The following is a 19,482-nucleotide window of genomic DNA, read 5'->3' on the forward strand; positions in this document are numbered from 1 at the left end:
GGGCGAAGCCGACATCAGGAGGGCCGCAAGTGCAAGATCGATCGGGCGGGCGGGCGCGACGGAGAGCGGGGTCAGCTCTGGGCTCGGGCTCCGTTCGCGGCCGGGTCGACCGGGGTGGCGTCGAGGCTGGAGATCCAGCCGGTGACGTCGCGTGCCACGTCCTGCGCGGTGAGCCGCAGGTCGGCCAGGATCTGCGCGCGGCTGCCGTGCGGGTGCCAGTCGGCCGGCACGCCCATGTCCTTCACTGGTACGCGGACGTCCGCGTCGCGCATCGCCTGCGCCAGCGCGGAGCCGACGCCGCCGATGCGTACGCCGTCCTCCACGGTGACCACGAGCCGGTGCGCGGACGCCAGCTCGACCAGTTCGGCCGGCACCGGGCGCACCCAGCGCGGGTCGACCACAGTCACGCCGTACCCCTGCTCGGCGACCCGGGCGGCGACCTCGACACCGAGGCCGGCGAACGAGCCGACCGCCACCAGCAGCACGTCGGTACGCGCCGACTCGGCCAGCACGTCGACCGGGCCGACCCGGCGTACGGCCGGCAGGTCGGCGGCGACGGTGCCGGTCGGGAAGCGCAGGATGGTCGGGCCGTCGTCCACGGCGATCGCCTCGCGCAGCTCCTCACGCAGCGTGGCCGAGTCGCGGGGCGCGGCGATCCGCAGGCCGGGCACCACGCCGAAGACCGACATGTCCCAGATGCCGTAGTGGCTGGGCCCGTCGGGGCCGGTGATGCCGGCGCGGTCCAGCACGAACGTGACGGGCAGCTTGTGCATCGCCACGTCCAGCAGGACCTGGTCGAACGCGCGGTTGAGGAACGTGGCGTAGACCGCCACCACCGGGTGCAGCCCGCCCATGGCGAGGCCGGCGGCGGAGGTGGCGGCGTGCTGCTCGGCGATGCCCACGTCGTAGACCCGCTCCGGGTACTTGCGGGCCAACGTGGCGATGCCGGTGGGCTCGGCCATGGCGGCGGTGATGCCGACCACGTCGGGCCGCTCGTCGGCGATCGCGACCAGCTCGTCGGCGAAGACGTTGGTCCACTTCACCGACGGCACGGCGAGCAGCTTGCCGGTCTCGGCGTCGAACGCGCCGGGGCCGTGCAGGCAGTCGGCCTCGTCGTCCTCGGCGGGACGGTAGCCGTAGCCCTTGCGGGTGACCGCGTGCACGATCACCGGGCCGCCGAAGTTCTTGGCCGCGCGCAGCGCCGCCTCGACGGCCGGCACGTCGTGGCCGTCGACCGGGCCGACGTACTTGATGCCGAGGTCCTCGAACATGGCCTGCGGGGCGACCGCGTCCTTGATGCCCTTCTTGACCGCGTGCAGCACCTCGTACATCGGCTTCCCGACGAACGGGGTGTTGCCCAGCGCGTCCTTGACGGTGTCGAGCACCTTCTCGTAGCCGGGGTTGAGCCGCAGCGACGACAGGTGGTCGGCGAGGCCACCGATGGTCGGCGAGTAGGACCGGCCGTTGTCGTTGACGACGATCACCAGCGGGTTGCCGGCGGTGGCGATGTTGTTCAGCGCCTCCCAGCACATGCCGCCGGTGAGCGCGCCGTCGCCGACCACGGCCACCACGGAGCGCTTCTCGCCGCGCAGCGCGTACGCCTTGGCCAGGCCGTCGGCGTACGACAGGGCGGTGGAGGCGTGCGAGTTCTCGATCAGGTCGTGCTCGCTCTCCGCCTGGCTGGGGTAGCCGGAGAGGCCACCGCGCTGGCGGAGCTTGTCGAAGCCCTCCTGCCGGCCGGTGAGGATCTTGTGTACGTACGCCTGGTGGCCGGTGTCGAAGAGGAGCCGGTCGCGGGGGGAGTCGAAGACCCGGTGCATCGCCAGGGTCAGCTCGACCACACCCAGGTTGGGGCCGACGTGGCCGCCGGTGCGGGAGACCTTGGCGATCAGGAAGTCACGGATCTCGGCGGCGAGGATGTCCAGCTGCTCGGCGGTCATCCGCTTCACGTCCTGCGGGCCGCGGACGGTGCCCAGCAGCCGACCGTGGTTGGCCGTGCCCTCTTCAACACTCATGACCGGAGAGTCTATCGGCCGCGCGACAGTCCGCAGCCCGGCCGTGCATCGACCCAGGTCAGGCGTCGACCACCAGCCGCCGGGGCGCGGGTGGGCGCGGCGCGGCGGCGGACGGGCCGGCCGGCGTCCAGGAGCCGAGCACGGCGGCCCGGGACGCGCCGGTCACCGACGGCACCGCGCCCGGCAGGCCGTGCCAGGACAGCCAGCCGAGCAGCGCGAACGCGTACGCCTCCTTGGCCTGGGCGGGTATGCCCAGCTCGTCGGTGGTGCGCAGCCGCCAGCGTCCCGCGCCCAGCGCGGCCAGCCGCGCCCGGAGTGTGGGATTGCGCACTCCCCCGCCGGCGGCCACCACCTCGGTGACCCGGTGCCGGTCGCAGGCGTCGGCCACCGTGCGGGCGGTCAGCTCGGTGAGCGTGGCCAGCACGTCGTCGGCGGCCACCGGCTCGCCGAGCGCGGCCAGCGCCGCGTCCAGGTAGCCGCCGTGGAACAGCTCCTTGCCTGTCGACTTGGGCGGCGGCGCGGCGTAGTACGGCTCGGCGAGCAGCCGGGCCAGCAGCGCCTCGTGCACCCGCCCGGCCGCGGCCCGCGCTCCGTCGACGTCGCAGGGCCGGTCCAGGAAGCGCCGGGCGGCGGCGTCCAGCAGCGCGTTGGCCGGGCCCACGTCGTACCCGAGGACGGGCGTGCCGGGCGCGACCACGGTGAGGTTCGCGATCCCGCCGAGATTCAACGCCGCTCGTGGGCCGGCAGCCGGGTCGAGCAGCAGCGCGTCGAACGCCGGGACCAGCGGCGCGCCCTGGCCGCCGGCCGCCACGTCCGCCGAGCGCAGGTCGTGCAGCACGGGTACGCCCACCCGGGCGGCCACCCGGGCCGGCGCGCCGAGCTGGAGCGTGCCGCGCACCCGGCCCGCCTCGACCCAGTGGAAGACCGTCTGCCCGGGCGACACGACCGCGTCGGCAGCGCCCCCGGCCAGCTCGACGCCGGCCGCCGCCGCCTCGGCGAACACCTCGCCGAGGCGGTTGTCCAGCCGGCAGACCGCCTCGATGGTGGTGGCCGCCGGGGGCAGCAGCGCGCCGATCTCGGCCCGCAGGTCGTCCGGGTACGCCAGCTCGCGGTGCCCGATCGGCCGCAGCCGCAGCGTGTCGCCGTCGGCGGTGAACTCGGCGGCCACCACGTCCACGCCGTCGTAGGACGTGCCCGACATCAGCCCGACGATGCGCAAGGAAGGGCCCCTTCTTAACGGATCCGGTAGTAAAAGGGCCCCTTCTTAACGCGCGGGGCCGGGGCCGTGCGCGGGCAGGAACAGGCCGACAAGCTCCACGTGCTGGGTCATCGGGAACAGGTCGTACCCGCGCAACTCGGCCAGCCGCCACCCCGCCTCGCGGAACGTGCGGACGTCCCGGGCGAAGGCGGCCGGGTCGCACGCCACGTACGCGACCGCGCGCGGCCCGGCGGCCACCACGTCGCGGACCACCGGCGCGCCCGCGCCGGAGCGCGGCGGGTCGAGCACCACCAGGTCGACCGGGCCGGTGATCCGGCGCCGGGCCAGCGCGGTCTCCACCCGCGCCGCGACCACCTCGACGCCGCACAGGTCGGCGAGGTTCTCCCGGGCCGCGGCCACGCCGTCCGGCGCGGACTCGACGAGCGTCACCCGGGCCCCGTCGACCCGTTCGGCGAGCGCGGCGGCGAACAGCCCGGCGCCGCCGTACAGGTCCCAGGCCGTCTCGCCCGGTTGCGGGTCGAGCAGGTCGAGCACCGCGCCGGTCAGCGCGTCCGCCGCCGCTGGGTGCACCTGCCAGAACCCGGAGGCGGGCAGCGTGAAGGACCGCCCGGCCGCCGTCTCCCGGACCCGCTCCGGCCCGCTCACCGCCGTCGGAACCCCCTCGGCGTACGCGACCACGGCGACGTCCCCGCCGGTGCTGGCGACGGTCTCCACCGCGTCGGCGTCGGGCCAGCGGGCGCCGGTCGGCGGGAGCACCGGCAGCTCCTGGATCGCCGGGTGCGCGATCAGGCACCGCTCGATCGGCACCACCTCGTGCGAGCGGTGCTTGAGCAGCCCGGCCCGCCCGGCCGCGTCGACCGCGTACCGGACCCGGGAACGCCAGCCCAGCGGCCCGCCGGGCAGCGCCTCGACGCGTACGCCGAGCGCGTCGATCTGCGCGGTGGTGAGCCCGCCCAGCCGGGTGAGCTGCTCGCGCACCACGGCGAGCTTCCAGTCGAGCTGGGCGGCCGGGGCGACGTGCTGGAGGTCGCAGCCGCCGCACCGGCCCGGCCGGGCGTACGGGCACGGCGGGGCGACCCGGTCCGGTGCGGCGTCCAGGATCTCCACCGCGTCGGCGCGGGCGAAGCCCCGGTGCAGCTCGGTCACCTCGGCGATCACCCGCTCGCCGGGCAGCGCGTGCCGGACGAAGACCACCTGCCCGCCGACGCGGGCCACGCAGTGCCCGCCCGGCGCGACCGCGTCGACTGTCAGCTCGACCCGCTCGGCCTCCTCCAGCCCGGGGCGTTCCGCCGTCGGCACCGGACCGGGACGCTCGTCGGCGCTCACGGCCGCTCCTCCCGCTCGGCGGAGGGCGCGGACGGCGTGGACGGGGTGGACGCCACCGGCGGCGGCAGCGTGCTCTGCGGCGCCACCCGGGGGCCGCGCGCCGGACCCCGGCTGAGCGTGGCGTCCAGCCGGTCCAGGTTCTTGCTGGCGGTGGAGGCGAGCTGCCAGGGCACGCTCGTCACCATCACGCCCGGCTCGAACAGCAGCCGCCCCTTGAGCCGCAGCGCGCTCTGGTTGTGCAGCAGGTTCTCCCACCAGCGCCCCACCACGTACTCGGGAATGAAGACGGTGACCACGTCGCGCGGCGACTCCCGGCGCACCGACGCGACGAAGTTGAGGATCGGCCGGGTGATCTCCCGGTACGGGGAGTCGATCACGGTGAGCGGCACCGGCAGCTCGCGGCGCTCCCAGTCGGCCTGCAGTTCCCGGGTGTCCTGCTCGTCGACGTTCACGGTGACCGCGGTGAGCGTGTCCGGCCGGGTCGCCCGGGCGTAGGCGACCGCCCGCAGCGTCGGCTTGTGCAGCTTGCTGACCAGCACGATGGCGTGGTTGCGGGCGGGCAGCACGCCCCGCTGCTCGGTCGGTTCCAGTTCCTCCGCGACCCGGTCGTAGTGCCGGCGGATGCCGAGCATCACCACGTACATCACCGCCATCGCGACGATCGCGATCCACGCCCCGAGCAGGAACTTCGTGGCCAGCACGATGACCAGCACCACGCCGGTCATCACCATGCCGAACGTGTTGATCGCCCGGGAGCGCAGCATCCGGCGGCGCGCCTCCGGGTCCCGCTCGTTGCGAAGGTGCCGGTTCCAGTGCCGGATCATGCCGGCCTGGGAGAGCGTGAACGAGACGAACACCCCGACGATGTAGAGCTGGATGAGCTTGGTCACCTCGGCCTGGAAGCCGATGATCAGCACCACCGCGAAGACGGCCAGGAAGAGGATGCCGTTGGAGAACGCCAGCCGGTCGCCTCGGGTGTGCAGCTGGCGCGGCAGGTAGCGGTCCTGCGCGAGGATCGAGCCGAGCACCGGGAAGCCGTTGAAGGCGGTGTTGGCGGCCAGGAACAGGATCAGCGCGGTCATCCCGGCGACCACGTAGAGCAGCACCGAGCCGCCGCCGAACACGGTCTCCCCGAGCTGCACGGTCACCGTCTTCTGCACGTAGTCGACCGGGCCGGAGACGATCTGCGTCCTCGGGTCCTCGACGAACTGCAGGCCGGTGAGCCGGGACAGCCAGATGATGCCGACCAGCATGGTGACCGCGATGCCGCCGAGCAGCAGCAGCGTGGTCGCCGCGTTCTTCGACTTCGGGGCCTTGAAGGCGGGTACGCCGTTGGAGATCGCCTCCACGCCGGTGAGCGCCGCGCAGCCCGACGAGAACGTGCGCAGCAGCAGGAACACCAGCGCGAACCCGGTGACGCTGTGCTCGGCCTGGATCTCCAGGCCGGCGCTCGGCGCGCGCAGGTCGTCGCCGAGCACGAAGACGCGGACCAGCCCGGTCAGCAGCATGCCGCCGATGACGATCACGAAGCCGTACGTGGGGATGGCGAAGGCGGTGCCGGACTCGCGCAGGCCGCGCAGGTTGATCGCGGTGAGCAGCACCACCGCGCTGACCGCGATGAGCACCTTGTGGGTGGCCACGAACGGCACCACCGAGCCGAGGTTCGCCACGCCGGAGGAGACCGAGACGGCGACGGTGAGCACGTAGTCGACGAGCAGCGCGCTCGCCACCGCCAGGCCGGCCTTGGGACCGAGGTTGACCGTCGCGACCTCGTAGTCGCCGCCGCCGGAGGGGTAGGCGTGCACGTTCTGCCGGTAGCTCGCCACCACGGTGAGCATGACGACTACCACCGCGAGCGCGACCCACGGCGAGAAGAAGAACGCCGAGGCGCCGGCGATGGACAGCGTCAGGAGGATCTCGTCCGGCGCGTACGCCACGCTGGAGAGCGCGTCGGAGGCGAAGACCGGCAACGCGATGCGCTTCGGCAGCAGCGTGTGCTGCAGGCGGTCGGACCGGAACGGTCGACCGAGGAGGAGTCGCTTCAGCAGCGAGGTGGGTCGGGCCACAACCGCCAAGCGTACGACCACCTGGTGCCGGGCGCGGGGGTGGTCGATCTCCGGCCTGCGCGCCCGCGCGGTACGGTTCGGTCCCCCGTCCCGTGGAGGGACGTGGCAGGCTCGCAGGCGACGGGTCGGCGGGCGGCGCCGTGGGAGGAGCGGACACCGTGCATGTGGTGATCATGGGCTGCGGCCGGGTCGGGTCGACCCTGGCCCACAGCCTGGAGTCGCGCGGCCACTCGGTGGCGGTGATCGACCAGGACGCGGACGCGTTCCGCCGTCTCGGGCCGGACTTCGCCGGCATCACGGTGACCGGCGCGGGCTTCGACGGTGAGGTGCTGCGCCAGGCCGGCATCGAGCGGGCCGACGCGTTCGCGGCGGTCTCCAGCGGTGACAACTCCAACATCATCTCGGCCCGGCTGGCGCGGGAGACGTTCGGCGTGTCCCGGGTCGCGGCCCGCATCTACGACCAGCGCCGGGCGCAGGTCTACGAGCGGCTGGGCATCCCCACCGTGGCGACCGTCCGGTGGACGGCCGACCGGATGCTGCGCCACCTGGTCCCCGAGGGCAACGTGGAGATCTTCCGCGACCCGACCAGCACCGTGTCGATCATGGAGGTGCCGGTGCACAAGGACTGGATCGGCCGGCCGCTGCGGCAGCTGGAGCAGGCCGCCGGCGCCCGGGTGGCCTACCTGAACCGGTTCGGCATCGGCACCCTGCCCACCGCCTCCACCGTGGTGCAGGAGGGCGACCAGGTCTTCATGCTGGTGACCGACGACATCAACGGCCCGGTCACGTCGGTGGCGGCGGCGCCGCCGGAAGGGGGGCACTGAGCCATGCGGATCGCCATCGCCGGCGCCGGCAACGTGGGCCGCTCGATCGCCCAGGAGCTGATCGACAACGGCCACCAGGTGATGCTGATCGAGCGGCAGCCGAAGATGCTGCGGCCCGACCGGGTGCCCGCCGCCGACTGGGTGCTCGCCGACGCGTGCGAGCTGGCCAGCCTGGAGGAGGCCGACGTGGCCGGGTGCGACGTGGTCGTCGCGGCCACCGGCGACGACAAGGTCAACCTCGTGGTGTCGCTGCTGGCCAAGACCGAGTTCGCGGTGCCCCGCGTGGTGGCCCGGGTCAACCGGGCGGAGAACGAGTGGCTGTTCACCGAGCAGTGGGGCGTCGACGTCGCGGTCAGCAAGCCGCGCGTGATGGCGGCGCTGGTCGAGGAGGCGGTCACCGTCGGCGACCTGGTCCGGCTGATGACGTTCCGGCAGGGCGAGGCGAACCTGGTCGAGATCACCCTGCCGCCGACCGCGCCCTACGTGGGGCAGGCGATCCACGCGGTGCCGATCCCCCGGGACGCGGCGCTGGTGGCGATCGTGCGCGGCAAGCGGGTGCTGGTGCCCACCCCGGACGACCCGATCGAGGCCGGCGACGAGCTGGTGTTCGTCTGCACCGCCGCGGTGGAGGACGACGTACGCGCGGTGATCCTCGGCCCGGCCAGCGCGGACCGCCACCGTTCCTGAAGCGGCCTCAGGCGCCCGGCAGCGGGGTGGGCGCGCCCTCCCGGGTGACCCGGCGGACCACCCAGACGGTGATCAGCAGCAGCAGCGCGTACGGCGGGTAGCCCAGCGCGAGCCGGGCCACGCCCAGCGCGGTGTCCTGGTGGGCCAGGTAGAGCCCGGCCTGTACGCCGACCTTGGCCAGCCACACCACGCCCCACAGCACGGTGAGCTGGGTGAAGGTGCGGACCAGCTTGGGGTCGTCGCGCCACTCGGAGCGGCCCTTGGCGACCAGCACCGACCAGATCCAGCCGACCAGCGGCTGCCGGATCGCGGCCGAGAGCAGCAGCGCCAGGCCGTAGCCGATGCCGTAGAGGATGCCGGGCAGGTAGAAGTCGCGCTCGTCGCCGGTACGCAGGGCCAGCAGCGCGCCGATGCCGACGCCGAACAGGCCGTTCACCGCGTGCCGCACCGGCTTGCGCTGGGCCAGCCGCAGGCCGGCGATCAGCAGCGCCACCGCCACCGAGGCGTACACGGCGGGGCGCAGCTCGCCGATCACGTTGGCGACCACGAAGACCACCACCGGGATGCTCGACTCGACCAGCCCGCGCCATCCGCCGAGCTGGTCGGCCATCTGCTCGGCGAGGCTGGGCAGCCGCTCCTCGTCCTGCGGGCCGAGACCCGACGGGGTGTGCTGCTGTCCGGTCGTCACTTCGGCGACTCCAGCTCGTAGTACGGGTTGTAGATCACCTTGCGGTCGTCACGCACCGCCACCCGGCCGCGCGCGGTCAGGTGCCGGCCCGGCTCGATCCCGGCGATGTGCCGACGGCCCAGCCAGACCAGCGTGACGACGTCGGTGCCGTCGTAGAGGTCCGCCTCCAGCGTGGGCAGGTTCGTGCGCGGCGTGTAGACGACGGTGCGCAGCCGCCCGGCCACCGACACCACCTGGCCCCTGTTGCACTGGCGGGCCGGCGTGCCGCCGGACTCGGCGCTCTCCCGGCGCAGCTCCTGCGCCTCGATCTCGGCCTCGCTGGCGGTGAGCCGGTGCAGGAGCCGCCGCAGCGACCCCCGGCTCTCGTCGGTCGTCATGACCTCCGCGTCACCCTCTCCACAGCGGGGCCCCACTGGTGGCGGAACCGTCCCGCCAGAGTACGCCGACACGGCCCGCCGGCGGGAGCGCCGTGGTACGCGTACCGCCGCCCGGGACGCCGGCACGCCGCGGGCCCGGCGCCATTCGACGCCGGGCCCGGGCACGTGTGGATCAGACCTCCTGCTGCTCGGCGGCGGCCTGCTGCTCGGCGACCTCGCGGGGCAGCCGCAGCGGCAGCGGCTCGCGCACCGGCTTGGCCTCCTGCCCGCGGTCGACCACCAGGCCGTCCAGGCAGGCCGTCAGCGGCCCGGCGGTGGCCGCCTCGGTGGCCGCGAGGCCCTGGAAGACGCCGCGCACCATCCAGCGCGGGCCGTCGATGCCGACGAAGCGCAGGTCGGTCGGGCCGTCCGGGGTACGCACCCGGGCGCGCAGCTCGGGACCGCGCTCCCCGTCGACCTCCTGGACGGTGGCGCCGTCGGCGACGAGCGACTGGCGGATCTCCTCGCGCACCTCGTCCCAGATGCCCTCGGAGCGGGGCGCGGCGAAGACGCCGAGCTGCAGCGCGCTCTGCCCGTGCACCAGCACCACCTGCTGGATCACGCCCTGCGGGTCGGCCTGGACGCGCACCTCCACGTCCGGCACCGCCGGGATCTGGAGGCTGCCCAGGTCGAGCCGGGGCGCGTCGGGGGCCTCGCTGACGTCGTACGGTCCGCGGTCCGGCGCCGACGGGGTCTCCTCGGCGTCGAGGACCCCATTGTCACGCGCCTCGTCGGCCCGCTTCCGGGAGAAGATCACTGCGCCCACCCTCCGCTGTTCGCACTCACCCTGCCACCTCTTCGCTCTGCCCGCCGGACGGCGCCGGGACCAGGCCGGCGTGCCCGCCGGTGGACCCGTGCCCGCCCGTGCCACGCCGGGACGCGGGCAGCTCGGCCACCGGCCGGAACTCGGCCCGGGCGACCCGCTGGACCACCAGTTGCGCGATGCGGTCGCCCCGGCTGATCTTGGCTGGCGTGTCCCGATCGTGGTTGATCAGGTTGACCAGGATCTCACCCCGGTAGCCGGCGTCGACCGTACCGGGCGCGTTGAGCACCGTCACGCCGAGCCTCGCCGCCAGACCGGATCGGGGGTGGACCAGCCCGACGTACCCGTCGGGCAGCGCCACCGACACGCCGGTGGGCACCAGGGCCCGGCCGCCGGGGGGCAGCTCGACGTCCGCGGCGGCCACCAGGTCCGCGCCGGCGTCACCGGGATGGGCGTACGCCGGCAGCGGCAGCTCCGGGTCGAGCAGCCGCACGGGCACGGGTACGACGTCTGTCACGGTCATCCTCTTCCGTCCGGTCCTGCGGGGGTGCCCTGTCATCCTGCCGGTTGCCGGGCCCGCGACGCGCCGTACCCTCGTCAGTGTGCGTCAGTCGTCATCTCCCGCCGCGCCGCCGGCCACCGCCGCGCCGTACGCGGAGCGCCTCGGTCTGCCCTGGTGGGCCTGGCCGCTCGGGCTGGCCGCGGCCGCGCTGCTCGCGGTCGAACTGTGGATGGGCGCGACCGGCGTCCGCGCCTGGCTGCCGTTCGTGCTGCTGATCCCCGCCGCGGTGGCCGCCCTGTGGTGGCTGGGCCGGATCCGGGTCGAGGTGCGCGACGGCGAGCTGCGGGTGGACGACGCCCACCTCCCGGTGCGGTACGTCGCGGACGTGGTGCCGCTGGACGCTGCCGGCCGGCGCGAGGTGCTCGGCGTCGGCTCCGACCCGCTGGCCTTCGTGGTGCAGCGTCCGTGGATCGACGGCGCCGTGCAGGTGGTGCTGGACGACCCGGAGGACCCGACCCCGTTCTGGGTGGTCAGCACCCGGCACCCGGTCCAGCTGGCGGCCGCCGTCCTGGCCGCCCGCGACGCGGCCTGATCCGACGCCGCCCCGAGGCGGCCTGACCCGACGCCGCCCGCGAACGGCCGGTCCGACGCCGGTCAGGACGGCTTGTCCGGCAGTGCCCGGGCGGTCCGCCGCAGGTCCTTGCGCAGTTGCTCGCCGAGCGCGCGGGTGGCCCGGCGGTTGAGGTAGCCGGCCACGGCGGCGCCGGTCAGGAACGGCCCGAGCGTGGTGAGGTTGCGCCCGAATCGGCGCATCAGACTGTCCCGCAGCTCGCGGCGGGCGGCGGTGCCGAGCACCGCGCTCACTCCGACGCCCGGCATCATCGGGTTGACCCCGCGCTGGGTGGCCCAGGACTGCACCAGCGACACCGCGCGGCCGGTGCCGCCGGCCGGCAGCGGCACCCGGTGGACCTCGTGCAGCTCGCCGATGAGTTTCAGCTCGATCGCCACCACCGCGACCGTCTCGGCGGCCAGCAGGACGGGGGCGGAGAGCAGCGTGGGCGTCACCGCCCACTCGACAGCTGCCACTCCGCCGCCGGCCGCGCCGACCCCGGCGGTGGCCCGGGACGCGTTGCGGACCAGCCGGTCGGCGAGCGCGTCGTCGTCCAGGCCGGGGAAGTGCCGCCGCAGCGTGGCGAGGTCGCGGATCGGCACGTGCGGGGCGATCTCGGCGACCGTGTCGGTCATCCAGCGAACCGCCGCCCTCGGCTTGAACAGGTCGGTGATCCCCCGGGCGCGGGCCTGCCCGACCAGCCGGGTCAGCAGTTGCCGCCGGCGGGCCGGGGCGATGTCGTCGGCGGTCAGGGCGGCGACCGTCGCGCCGAGTTCCCCGGCGTCCGCGCCCGGCTCACCGGACGTCGAACCGGAGCCGGTAGTGGCCGCCGTCGCGGCGAGTTCGGTGGAGGCCGGCGGCACGGTGGAGCCGCCAGGTGCGGGCACGGCGGAGCCGGTCGGTGTCGCATCCGGCCCGGTCGGTGCCGGTCTCGCCGCTGGAGCCGGGCTCCGGTCGGCGCCGGTCCCCTCGCTGCGCTCGCTCACCCGTCCGCCCTCCTTGCTCCGCGCGGCGTGGCAGCCGCCCGTAACGAGTCAAGCAGCAACCGGCCACCGGCGCACGGCGGCGGCTCGAACAGCGGCGGCCCCGTCGAGGAGGCCGCCGCCGGTGTCCCCGGTCGGGATCAGACGCACTCGCGGCAGATCAGGTCGCCGTTGCGCTCGACCGCCAGCTGGCTGCGGTGGTGGACCAGGAAGCAGCGGGCGCACCGGAACTCGTCCTGCTGCATCGGAAGGACCTTGACCGTGAGCTCCTCGTCGGCCAGGTCGGCGCCGGGCAGCTCGAAGCTCTCGGCCACCTCGGCCTCGTCGACGTCCACGGCGCCCGACTGTGAGTCGACCCGCCGGGCCTTGAGCTCTTCGAGGCTGTCCTCGCCGAGGTCGACCTCGTCGCGACGCGGGGCGTCGTAGTCGGTGGCCATCGGTTTCACTCTCCAATATCGATATTGTCGCTGCCGGTTGTAACGCCGGACGACGCCGTTTCGGTTCCCCTGACCGGCCACCATCTCTGTCGGGCACCCGACCCGACGAGCGGTGGGCCGGGCTCGCCGGTGCGAAATGCCCCCGGTGAGCGCGGAACCTTACCCCCCCTGTGGGCGAGGCATGTATACCGCCCTCGCGGGGGAGATGTACGCCTCGGCGCCCGAAGTTGTTCCCAATGTGACTCAGGCGACACGAAGATAGGGGTAGTCCTACCGGTTCACCGCGTGGCGCGCCGGTATGTCGGACTGTTTCCACGCCTGAGCCGGACAACGGTTAACCTCAGCGGCGTACTGGACGGCCGACCGGTCGCGGCCCGACCGCGTCGCCCGCCACCACCCAATCACTGTCCGGGGAGCGCCCAGGATGAGTTTTGCGCGAGTGCGGGCACTCGTTGTCGTCGGACTGCTGGCGGTCGTCGCCCTGGTCGTCGTGGTCGTCGCCGTGTTGAAGGACAGCCAGGGCACAGCCGGTACGGCGGCCGCCTGCCCGGACGGCTGGCCGCTGGTCGACCTGCGGCTGCGGGAGCAGAAGGACGTCAAGATCAACGTCTACAACGCCACCGACGAGGCCGGCCGGGCCGGCAGCGTCGCGGACGACTTCCGCAACCGCAAGTTCCAGGTCAAGAAGGTCGGCAACGAGAAGAAGGCGTTCGACGGCGTGGCCGAGTTGCGGTTCGGGCCCAACGCCGTGGGGTCGGCGCACCTGCTGCGCGCGTACTTCCTGAACGAGGCCAGCCAGAAGTTCGACGCGAACCGCAAGGACGACGTGGTCGACGTGGTCCTGGGCAACCAGTTCCAGCAGCTCGCCACCACCACCGAGGTCAACCAGTCGCTCGGCGACCTGGGCGCCCCGCAGGCGCCGCCGGAGACCTGCCCGAAGCCGGTCGAGAAGTAGGCGGCCGGCGGCCCGACGACGCAGGGCGGTCCTCCTCCGGGAGGGCCGCCCTGTCGCGTGTGCGGGGCAGGTCACGGCCCGCCGGAGGCGTCCAGGTCGACCAGCCGGGCGTGCAGCGGCCCGTGCAGCGCCGGCGGCGCGGCGAGCACCAGGTCCGGTCCGGCCGGGCGGCCGGACAGGCCGGTCACCAGCAGCCCGGCCTCCCGGGCCACCAGCCCGCCGGCGGCCAGGTCCCAGTCGGCCAGGCCCTTCTCGTAGTACGCATCCACCCGCCCCTCGGCGGCCAGGCAGAGGTCGAGCGCGGCGGCGCCCATCCGGCGGATGTCCCGGATGTGCGGGATCAGCTCCGTCACCACCCGCGCCTGGTGGGCCCGGCGGCCGGCGTCGTAGCCGAAGCCGGTGGCCACGAGCGCCTGGCCGAGATCGGTCGCGGTCGAGCCGCTCAGCCGCTGCCCGTCGCGCCAGGCGCCGCCGCCGAGCGTCGCGGTCCACTCCTCGCCGGTGACGACGTTGCGGACCACCCCGGCGACCACCTCGCCGGCCACCTCAGCGGCCAGCGAGACCGCGCAGTAGGGCAGCCCGTACAAGTAGTTGACGGTGCCGTCGATCGGGTCGAGGATCCAGCGCACCCCGTCGGCGCCGGCGGGGCCGGTCTCCCCCGCGCCGTACTCCTCGCCCAGCACCGCGTCGCCCGGCCGCCGCTGCCGCAGCGCGGCCAGCACCTGCCGCTCCACCGCCCGGTCGGCGGCGGTGACCACGTCGGTCACCGTGCTCTTCGTCGCGGCCACCGAGACACCCTCGACCCGCATCCGGTACGCGGTGGCGGCGGCCTCCCGGGCCACCTCGACCGCGATCGTGAGCAACTCCCGCGCCGTAGGCGTCGCGGTGATCATGTTTGTCCCCTTCCCGCACGATCGGGACCGGCCCACCCGTGCGCGGGTATCATCCTTACAAAGTCCACATCTGCGCCGATTCGGCGGTCCCGGACCGCCGGTCCGCCGTGCGGCGCGGGATGATCGCGGCAGACGGCGTTACAATTCACCCTGCCCACGCGCCACGGACCGCCAGCGACCGGACGGCCCGGGACACGGGGGTCCTCAACGACTCGCCCGGCACGGCCGTCCCATGCTGCGCCGGACGACCCGGCCGTGCTCGCTCTTTTCGCCTCCGGAAGGTCTTCGTGACAGATCCCCGCCAGACCGGCGCCGACGTTCGCTCGCTCACCGACACCCTGATCGCCCACGCGCAGAGCGCCGGCGGTCAGCTCACGTCGGCCCAGCTCGCGCGCACCGTCGAGTCCGCTGAGGTGACCCCGGCCCAGGCCAAGAAGATCCTCCGCGCGCTCTCCGAGGCGGGCGTGACGGTGGTGGTGGACGGCTCGGCGAGCACCCGCCGCCGCGTCGCCGCCGCCCGGTCCGCCACCCCGGCCTCCCGCGCGACCACCGCCAAGACCACGAAGAAGGCCGCCGCGCCCGCCCCGAAGCAGGCGCCGGCCGCCGAGGAGGCGCCCGCCGCCCCGGCCCCCCGGAAGGCGACCGCGCGCAAGGCCACCACGGCCGACGTCGCCAAGGCCGCCGCCCCGGCGAAGGCCACCAAGGCGACCCGCGCCACCAAGGCCACGGTGGCCGCCAAGACCGCCGCGGCGAAGCCGGGGAAGGCCGGCGGCAAGGCGGAGGGCCCCGACGGCGAGATCGACCCGGAGGAGCTGGCCGCCGAGATCGAGGACGTGGTGGTCGAGGAGCCGGCCGAGCTGACCCAGGCCGCCGAGGCCGACGCGGCCAGCTCCGCCACCGACAACGACTTCGAGTGGGACGACGAGGAGTCCGAGGCGCTCAAGCAGGCGCGCCGGGACGCCGAGCTGACCGCCTCCGCCGACTCCGTGCGGGCGTACCTCAAGCAGATCGGCAAGGTTCCGCTGCTCAACGCCGAGCAGGAGGTCGAGCTGGCCAAGCGGATCGAGGCCGGCCTCTACGCCGCCGAGCGGCTGCGCGCCGCCGACGAGGGCGAGGAGAAGCTGGTCCGCGACCTGCAGCGCGACCTGATGTGGATCTCCCGGGACGGCGAGCGCGCCAAGAACCACCTGCTGGAGGCCAACCTCCGCCTGGTGGTCTCGCTGGCCAAGCGCTACACCGGTCGCGGCATGGCCTTCCTCGACCTCATCCAGGAAGGCAACCTCGGCCTCATCCGCGCCGTCGAGAAGTTCGACTACACCAAGGGCTACAAGTTCTCCACCTACGCCACCTGGTGGATCCGCCAGGCCATCACCCGCGCCATGGCCGACCAGGCCCGCACCATCCGCATTCCCGTGCACATGGTCGAGGTGATCAACAAGCTCGGCCGGATCCAGCGCGAGCTGCTCCAGGACCTGGGCCGCGAGCCCACCCCGGAGGAGCTGGCCAAGGAGATGGACATCACACCGGAGAAGGTGCTGGAGATCCAGCAGTACGCCCGGGAGCCCATCTCGCTCGACCAGACCATCGGTGACGAGGGTGACAGCCAGCTCGGCGACTTCATCGAGGACTCCGAGGCGGTCGTCGCCGTCGACGCGGTGTCGTTCTCGCTGCTGCAGGACCAGCTCCAGCAGGTCCTCCAGACGCTGTCCGAGCGTGAGGCGGGCGTGGTGCGCCTGCGCTTCGGCCTCACCGACGGTCAGCCGCGCACCCTGGACGAGATCGGCCAGGTGTACGGCGTGACCCGGGAACGCATCCGGCAGATCGAATCGAAGACCATGTCCAAGTTGCGGCACCCCTCGCGTTCCCAGGTGCTCCGCGACTACCTGGACTGACCGCGTACGTCAACAATTCGTGCCGGTTTGATCACCAGCCGTAGAACACTCATCAGTGATCGATCGGTTGCCTGTTTGTGATCGTTGACGTGGCACCCTTGGTGCACGGCACACTGTCCCCCACGCCATGTGTGACCTCGGTCCCCCGCGGGCACACAGGGAAGGCAGGGCCCGAGATGGGTGTTGCACGATAGGTGAGCAACCGAAGAGAGTGTTCATCGGTGACGACCAGAGGAGGAAGGCGATGACCCCGACCCTCACGCCGCCGCCCGAGACGGTGAGCCCCCCGGCCGCCGATGAACGGTGCGACCGCTGCAATGCTGCCGGCAAGCTCCGGATCACTCTGGCGGGTGGGAGTGAGCTGGTGTTCTGTGGGCACCACGCGAACAAGTACGCGGAGGATCTCGTGAAGATCACCGTGCGCTACGCGTCGGACCCGGAGTTCAGCTGGCGTGGCGCCGATCTCATGGCGAACTGAGGTCCGACAGGAAATCCACATCACGACATAACCGGCCGGAGGCACCCACACGGGTCGCCTCCGGCCGGTTTTTCGTGCCGGTGCCGCCTGGCGCCGCCCGGTGTTAAGAAGGGGCCCCTGCTCTACCGGAGGCGTTAACAGGGGGCCCTTCCTTACAGGGTCTGCACGGTGGCGATGCGCTCTTCGAGCTGCTCGATCGTCGCCTGCGCGCTGGGTGGGCCGCCGCAGATCCGGCGCAGCTCGGCGTGGATCTTGCCGTGCGGCTGGCCGGTGTGGTGGTGCCGGGCGGCCACCAGAGCGTTCAGCTGCCGCCGTAGCGCCACCCGGCGCTGGGCGGCACTCATCGGTGGGGGCGCCGCCGCCGGGGCCGCAGCGGCCGGCTCAGCGGTCCGCTGGGCGGCCCGGCGCTTCTGCGCGGCGAGCTGCTCGGCCTGCCGCTTGGTCAGCAGCAGCGAGACCTGGTCGGCGGTGAGCAGACCGGGCAGGCCGAGATATTCCTCCTCCTCCGGCGTACCGGCCTGGGCGGCGGTGCCGAAGGAGGCGCCGTCGAAGATGACCTGGTCCAGCTCGGCGGTCGCGGAGAGCGCGGCGAAGCGCTTCTCCAGCTCGCCGCTGGCGCCGTCGTCGCGCTGGGCGCGCTCCAGCAGGTCGTCGTCGAAGCCCTCGCGGTCCTTCGGCTTGCCGAGCACGTGGTCCCGCTCGGCCTCCATCTCGCTCGCCAGTCCCAGCAGGTGCGGCACGCTGGGCAGGAACACCGACGCGGTCTCGCCGGGACGGCGGGCCCGGACGAACCGGCCGATCGCCTGCGCGAAGTACAGCGGGGTGCTGGCGCTGGTCGCGTACACGCCGACCGCGAGCCGGGGGATGTCGACGCCCTCGGACACCATCCGCACCGCTACCAGCCACCGTTGCTGCGAGGCGGCGAACGTCGCGATCCGCGCGGACGCGCCCTGGTCGTCGGAGAGCACCACGGCGGCCTTCTCACCGGTCACCTGCTCCAGCAGCTTCGCGTACGCGCGGGCCACCTGCTGGTCGCTGGCGATGACCAGGCCGCCCGCGTCGGGCATGCCGTTGTCGCGCAGCACGCTGAGCCGGGCGTCGGCGGCGCGCAGCACCTGCGGCATCCAGTCGCCGGCCGGGTCCAGCGCGGTACGCCACGCCTGGGCGATCAGGTCCTGCGTCATCGGCTCGCCGAGGCGGGCCGCCAGCTCCTCACCGGCGTTGGTGCGCCACCGGGTCTCCCCCGAGTACGCCAGGAACAGCACCGGCCGGACCACGCCCTCGCGCAGCGCGTCGGAGTAGCCGTAGACCGAGTCGGCGCGGGAGCGCAGCAGCCCGTCGCCGCCGCGCTCGTAGCTGACGAACGGGATCGGATTGTCGTCGGAGCGGAACGGCGTGCCGGTGAGCATCAGCCGGCGTACCGCGGGCTCGAAGGCCGCCTTGACGCCGTCGCCCCAGGTACGCGAGTCGCCGGCGTGGTGGATCTCGTCGAGGATGACCAGCGTGCGTCGGGTCATGGTGCGCCGCCGGTGCACCTGCGGCGCCATGCCCACCTGCGCGTACGTGACCACCGCGCCGTGGAAGTCGGCGGCGGAGTGCAGGTCGGCGTTGCGGAACGCGGCGTCGAGCTGGATGCCGACCCGGGCGGCGGCCTGCGCCCACTGGGTCTTCAGGTGCTCGGTCGGCGCGACCACGGTGACCGCCTCGACGGTGCCGTCGGCGAGCAGCTCGGCGGCGATGCGCAGCGCGAACGTGGTCTTACCGGCGCCGGGCGTGGCGACCGCGGTGAAGTCCTCGGTCCGGCGGCGCAGGTATTCCACGAGCGCCTTGCGTTGCCAGGCGCGCAGGGGCGGGAACGTGTCGAGCGCCGGCATCCGCGGTGGCACGCGTAGCTCCTCTCCGCCGCGGACGGCGGCGGGCCCGACCGGGGCCACGGGAGCCGCCGCCCATGAAAACGCCCTCGCGCATCCGGTGCCGCGAAGGCGGACTCAGCATAACCAGCGCGGGCCGTACGCCCCACTCGACGCCACGCCTGTCACATCCGCCCACCCCGGTGGGAAGCGGGTCAGGGCAGTGGTCCCCGGGTGCCGGTGCGCGGCGGCCGCAGCGTCGCCACCGGCGCGGACCAGCGCCGGCGCAGCGCGATCAGGCGCAGCCCGAACACGAGCAGGGCGGCGGCGGTGAGCGGCACGGCGGTCGCCTGTCCGGACGCCGACAGCAGCGCCACGGTGACCGCGCCGGCGAGCGCGGCGAGGGCGTAGATCTCCCGGCGCAGCACCACCGGGATCTCGCCGGTGAGCAGGTCGCGGCCCAGCCCGCCACCGATCGCGGTGAGCATGCCGATCATGCAGGCGCCGACCGGGGGCACGGCGGCGTCGAGGGCCTTGAGCGTGCCGATGACGGTGAACAGGCCGAGGCCGGCGGCGTCGAGCACCAGCACCGTGGTGCGCAGCCGGGCGAGCTGCGGGTGAAGCCAGAACACGGCGGCGGCGGTGACGGACGCGGTGGCGGCGTACCGCCAGTCGGCGAACGCCAGCGGGGGCACCTCGTCGATCGCCAGGTCACGGAAGATTCCTCCGCCGAGCGCGGCGACCACGCCGACGAAGACGACGCCGAACAGGTCGAGCCGTTTCGCCACCGCCGCGGAGGCGCCGGAGGCGGCGAAGACCGCCACGCCGGTGAGGTCGGCGACAAGCAGGGCGGTGGAGGTGGTCACCGCCGCAGGTTA

General features: G+C 73.7%; 19 protein-coding genes. 6 read left to right on the forward strand and 13 right to left on the reverse strand.

Annotation, left to right across the window (positions count from 1 at the left end; translation table 11 throughout):
• Positions 1-71: 71 nt before the first annotated feature.
• Genes dxs through DQE82_RS00290 form a run of 4 tightly spaced genes read right to left on the reverse strand, consistent with a single transcriptional unit; the run spans position 72 to position 6,626 of the window.
• The gene (gene dxs / locus DQE82_RS00275; RefSeq protein WP_064447144.1) at positions 72-2,015 is read right to left on the reverse strand and encodes a 1-deoxy-D-xylulose-5-phosphate synthase; all 1,944 of its coding nucleotides are present in this window, start codon (positions 2,013-2,015) and stop codon (positions 72-74) included.
• Between the two features lie 58 nt (positions 2,016-2,073).
• Positions 2,074-3,234, reverse strand: a complete 1,161-nt coding sequence (locus tag DQE82_RS00280) for an anhydro-N-acetylmuramic acid kinase (protein WP_113971743.1) — start codon at positions 3,232-3,234, stop codon at positions 2,074-2,076.
• A gap of 45 nt (positions 3,235-3,279) precedes the next feature.
• Positions 3,280-4,560 (reverse strand): class I SAM-dependent RNA methyltransferase, encoded by a 1,281-nt coding sequence (locus DQE82_RS00285; RefSeq protein ID WP_199495892.1) that lies wholly within the window; start codon positions 4,558-4,560, stop codon positions 3,280-3,282.
• Positions 4,557-6,626 (reverse strand): APC family permease, encoded by a 2,070-nt coding sequence (locus DQE82_RS00290; RefSeq protein WP_069089370.1) that lies wholly within the window; start codon positions 6,624-6,626, stop codon positions 4,557-4,559. The genes DQE82_RS00285 and DQE82_RS00290 overlap by 4 nt, the downstream gene beginning before the upstream one ends.
• A gap of 158 nt (positions 6,627-6,784) precedes the next feature.
• On the opposite strand from DQE82_RS00290, the gene DQE82_RS00295 reads away from it, so the two are divergent.
• Together DQE82_RS00295 and DQE82_RS00300 are read left to right on the forward strand one after the other, a co-directional pair.
• Complete coding sequence (locus DQE82_RS00295) at positions 6,785-7,450, forward strand: TrkA family potassium uptake protein (protein WP_043325668.1); 666 nt, start codon at positions 6,785-6,787, stop codon at positions 7,448-7,450.
• A 3-nt stretch (positions 7,451-7,453) separates the two neighbouring features.
• Positions 7,454-8,137: a TrkA family potassium uptake protein gene (locus tag DQE82_RS00300; protein WP_043325670.1), complete on the forward strand. Its 684-nt coding sequence runs from the start codon at positions 7,454-7,456 to the stop codon at positions 8,135-8,137.
• A gap of 7 nt (positions 8,138-8,144) precedes the next feature.
• Here the strand turns inward: DQE82_RS00300 and DQE82_RS00305 are convergent, their stop codons facing one another.
• The 4 genes from DQE82_RS00305 to dut form a co-directional block, all read right to left on the reverse strand.
• Complete coding sequence (locus tag DQE82_RS00305; protein WP_069089369.1) at positions 8,145-8,825, reverse strand: DUF3159 domain-containing protein; 681 nt, start codon at positions 8,823-8,825, stop codon at positions 8,145-8,147.
• On the reverse strand, positions 8,822-9,202 hold the full coding sequence (locus DQE82_RS00310) for an OB-fold nucleic acid binding domain-containing protein (protein WP_043325675.1): 381 nt from the start codon (positions 9,200-9,202) through the stop codon (positions 8,822-8,824). The genes DQE82_RS00305 and DQE82_RS00310 overlap by 4 nt, the downstream gene beginning before the upstream one ends.
• Positions 9,203-9,374: 172 nt before the next feature.
• Positions 9,375-9,998 carry a DUF3710 domain-containing protein gene (locus tag DQE82_RS00315; protein ID WP_043325677.1) on the reverse strand — a complete coding sequence of 208 codons (624 nt, stop codon included), beginning with the start codon at positions 9,996-9,998 and terminating at the stop codon, positions 9,375-9,377.
• Between the two features lie 25 nt (positions 9,999-10,023).
• Positions 10,024-10,521 (reverse strand): dUTP diphosphatase, encoded by a 498-nt coding sequence (gene dut / locus DQE82_RS00320; protein ID WP_030502984.1) that lies wholly within the window; start codon positions 10,519-10,521, stop codon positions 10,024-10,026.
• An 85-nt stretch (positions 10,522-10,606) separates the two neighbouring features.
• On the opposite strand from dut, the gene DQE82_RS00325 reads away from it, so the two are divergent.
• A complete protein-coding gene (locus tag DQE82_RS00325; RefSeq protein ID WP_064447141.1) occupies positions 10,607-11,098 on the forward strand; it encodes a DUF3093 domain-containing protein in 492 nt (163 codons plus the stop codon).
• 62 nt (positions 11,099-11,160) lie between these two features.
• Here DQE82_RS00325 and DQE82_RS00330 read toward each other — a convergent pair whose 3' ends face one another.
• On the reverse strand, positions 11,161-12,003 hold the full coding sequence (locus DQE82_RS00330; RefSeq protein WP_369830126.1) for a hypothetical protein: 843 nt from the start codon (positions 12,001-12,003) through the stop codon (positions 11,161-11,163).
• Positions 12,004-12,239: 236 nt separating this feature from the next.
• A complete protein-coding gene (locus DQE82_RS00335; protein ID WP_013284790.1) occupies positions 12,240-12,536 on the reverse strand; it encodes a DUF4193 domain-containing protein in 297 nt (98 codons plus the stop codon).
• 439 nt (positions 12,537-12,975) lie between these two features.
• On the opposite strand from DQE82_RS00335, the gene DQE82_RS00340 reads away from it, so the two are divergent.
• Positions 12,976-13,491: a LytR C-terminal domain-containing protein gene (locus tag DQE82_RS00340; protein ID WP_181373764.1), complete on the forward strand. Its 516-nt coding sequence runs from the start codon at positions 12,976-12,978 to the stop codon at positions 13,489-13,491.
• 71 nt (positions 13,492-13,562) lie between these two features.
• Here DQE82_RS00340 and DQE82_RS00345 read toward each other — a convergent pair whose 3' ends face one another.
• Positions 13,563-14,384, reverse strand: coding sequence for an inositol monophosphatase family protein (locus DQE82_RS00345; protein ID WP_043325683.1), 822 nt, complete (start codon positions 14,382-14,384; stop codon positions 13,563-13,565).
• A 287-nt stretch (positions 14,385-14,671) separates the two neighbouring features.
• On the opposite strand from DQE82_RS00345, the gene DQE82_RS00350 reads away from it, so the two are divergent.
• Positions 14,672-16,276 (forward strand): RNA polymerase sigma factor, encoded by a 1,605-nt coding sequence (locus tag DQE82_RS00350; protein ID WP_064447138.1) that lies wholly within the window; start codon positions 14,672-14,674, stop codon positions 16,274-16,276.
• Between the two features lie 244 nt (positions 16,277-16,520).
• On the forward strand, positions 16,521-16,754 hold the full coding sequence (locus DQE82_RS00355; RefSeq protein WP_013284786.1) for a hypothetical protein: 234 nt from the start codon (positions 16,521-16,523) through the stop codon (positions 16,752-16,754).
• Between the two features lie 152 nt (positions 16,755-16,906).
• Here the strand turns inward: DQE82_RS00355 and DQE82_RS00360 are convergent, their stop codons facing one another.
• Entirely contained in the window at positions 16,907-18,628 is a 1,722-nt protein-coding gene (locus tag DQE82_RS00360; protein ID WP_043325686.1) for a DEAD/DEAH box helicase, read from the reverse strand.
• A 191-nt stretch (positions 18,629-18,819) separates the two neighbouring features.
• On the reverse strand, positions 18,820-19,470 hold the full coding sequence (locus tag DQE82_RS00365) for a trimeric intracellular cation channel family protein (protein ID WP_043325688.1): 651 nt from the start codon (positions 19,468-19,470) through the stop codon (positions 18,820-18,822).
• Positions 19,471-19,482: the final 12 nt, after the last annotated feature.

This window comes from Micromonospora sp. LHW51205 (genome assembly GCF_003315815.1).
GTDB lineage: Bacteria > Actinomycetota > Actinomycetes > Mycobacteriales > Micromonosporaceae > Micromonospora > Micromonospora chalcea.

Excerpts from the sequence above, each read along its gene's own strand:
- DQE82_RS00345 (WP_043325683.1), bottom strand. The coding sequence starts at position 14,384 with ATGATCACCGCGACGCCTACGGCGCGGGAGTTGCTCACGATCGCGGTC.
- DQE82_RS00335 (WP_013284790.1), bottom strand. The coding sequence starts at position 12,536 with ATGGCCACCGACTACGACGCCCCGCGTCGCGACGAGGTCGACCTCGGC.
- DQE82_RS00355 (WP_013284786.1), top strand. The coding sequence starts at position 16,521 with ATGACCCCGACCCTCACGCCGCCGCCCGAGACGGTGAGCCCCCCGGCC.
- DQE82_RS00360 (WP_043325686.1), bottom strand. The coding sequence starts at position 18,628 with ATGCCGGCGCTCGACACGTTCCCGCCCCTGCGCGCCTGGCAACGCAAG.
- DQE82_RS00300 (WP_043325670.1), top strand. The coding sequence starts at position 7,454 with ATGCGGATCGCCATCGCCGGCGCCGGCAACGTGGGCCGCTCGATCGCC.
- dxs (WP_064447144.1), bottom strand. The coding sequence starts at position 2,015 with ATGAGTGTTGAAGAGGGCACGGCCAACCACGGTCGGCTGCTGGGCACC.
- DQE82_RS00310 (WP_043325675.1), bottom strand. The coding sequence starts at position 9,202 with ATGACGACCGACGAGAGCCGGGGGTCGCTGCGGCGGCTCCTGCACCGG.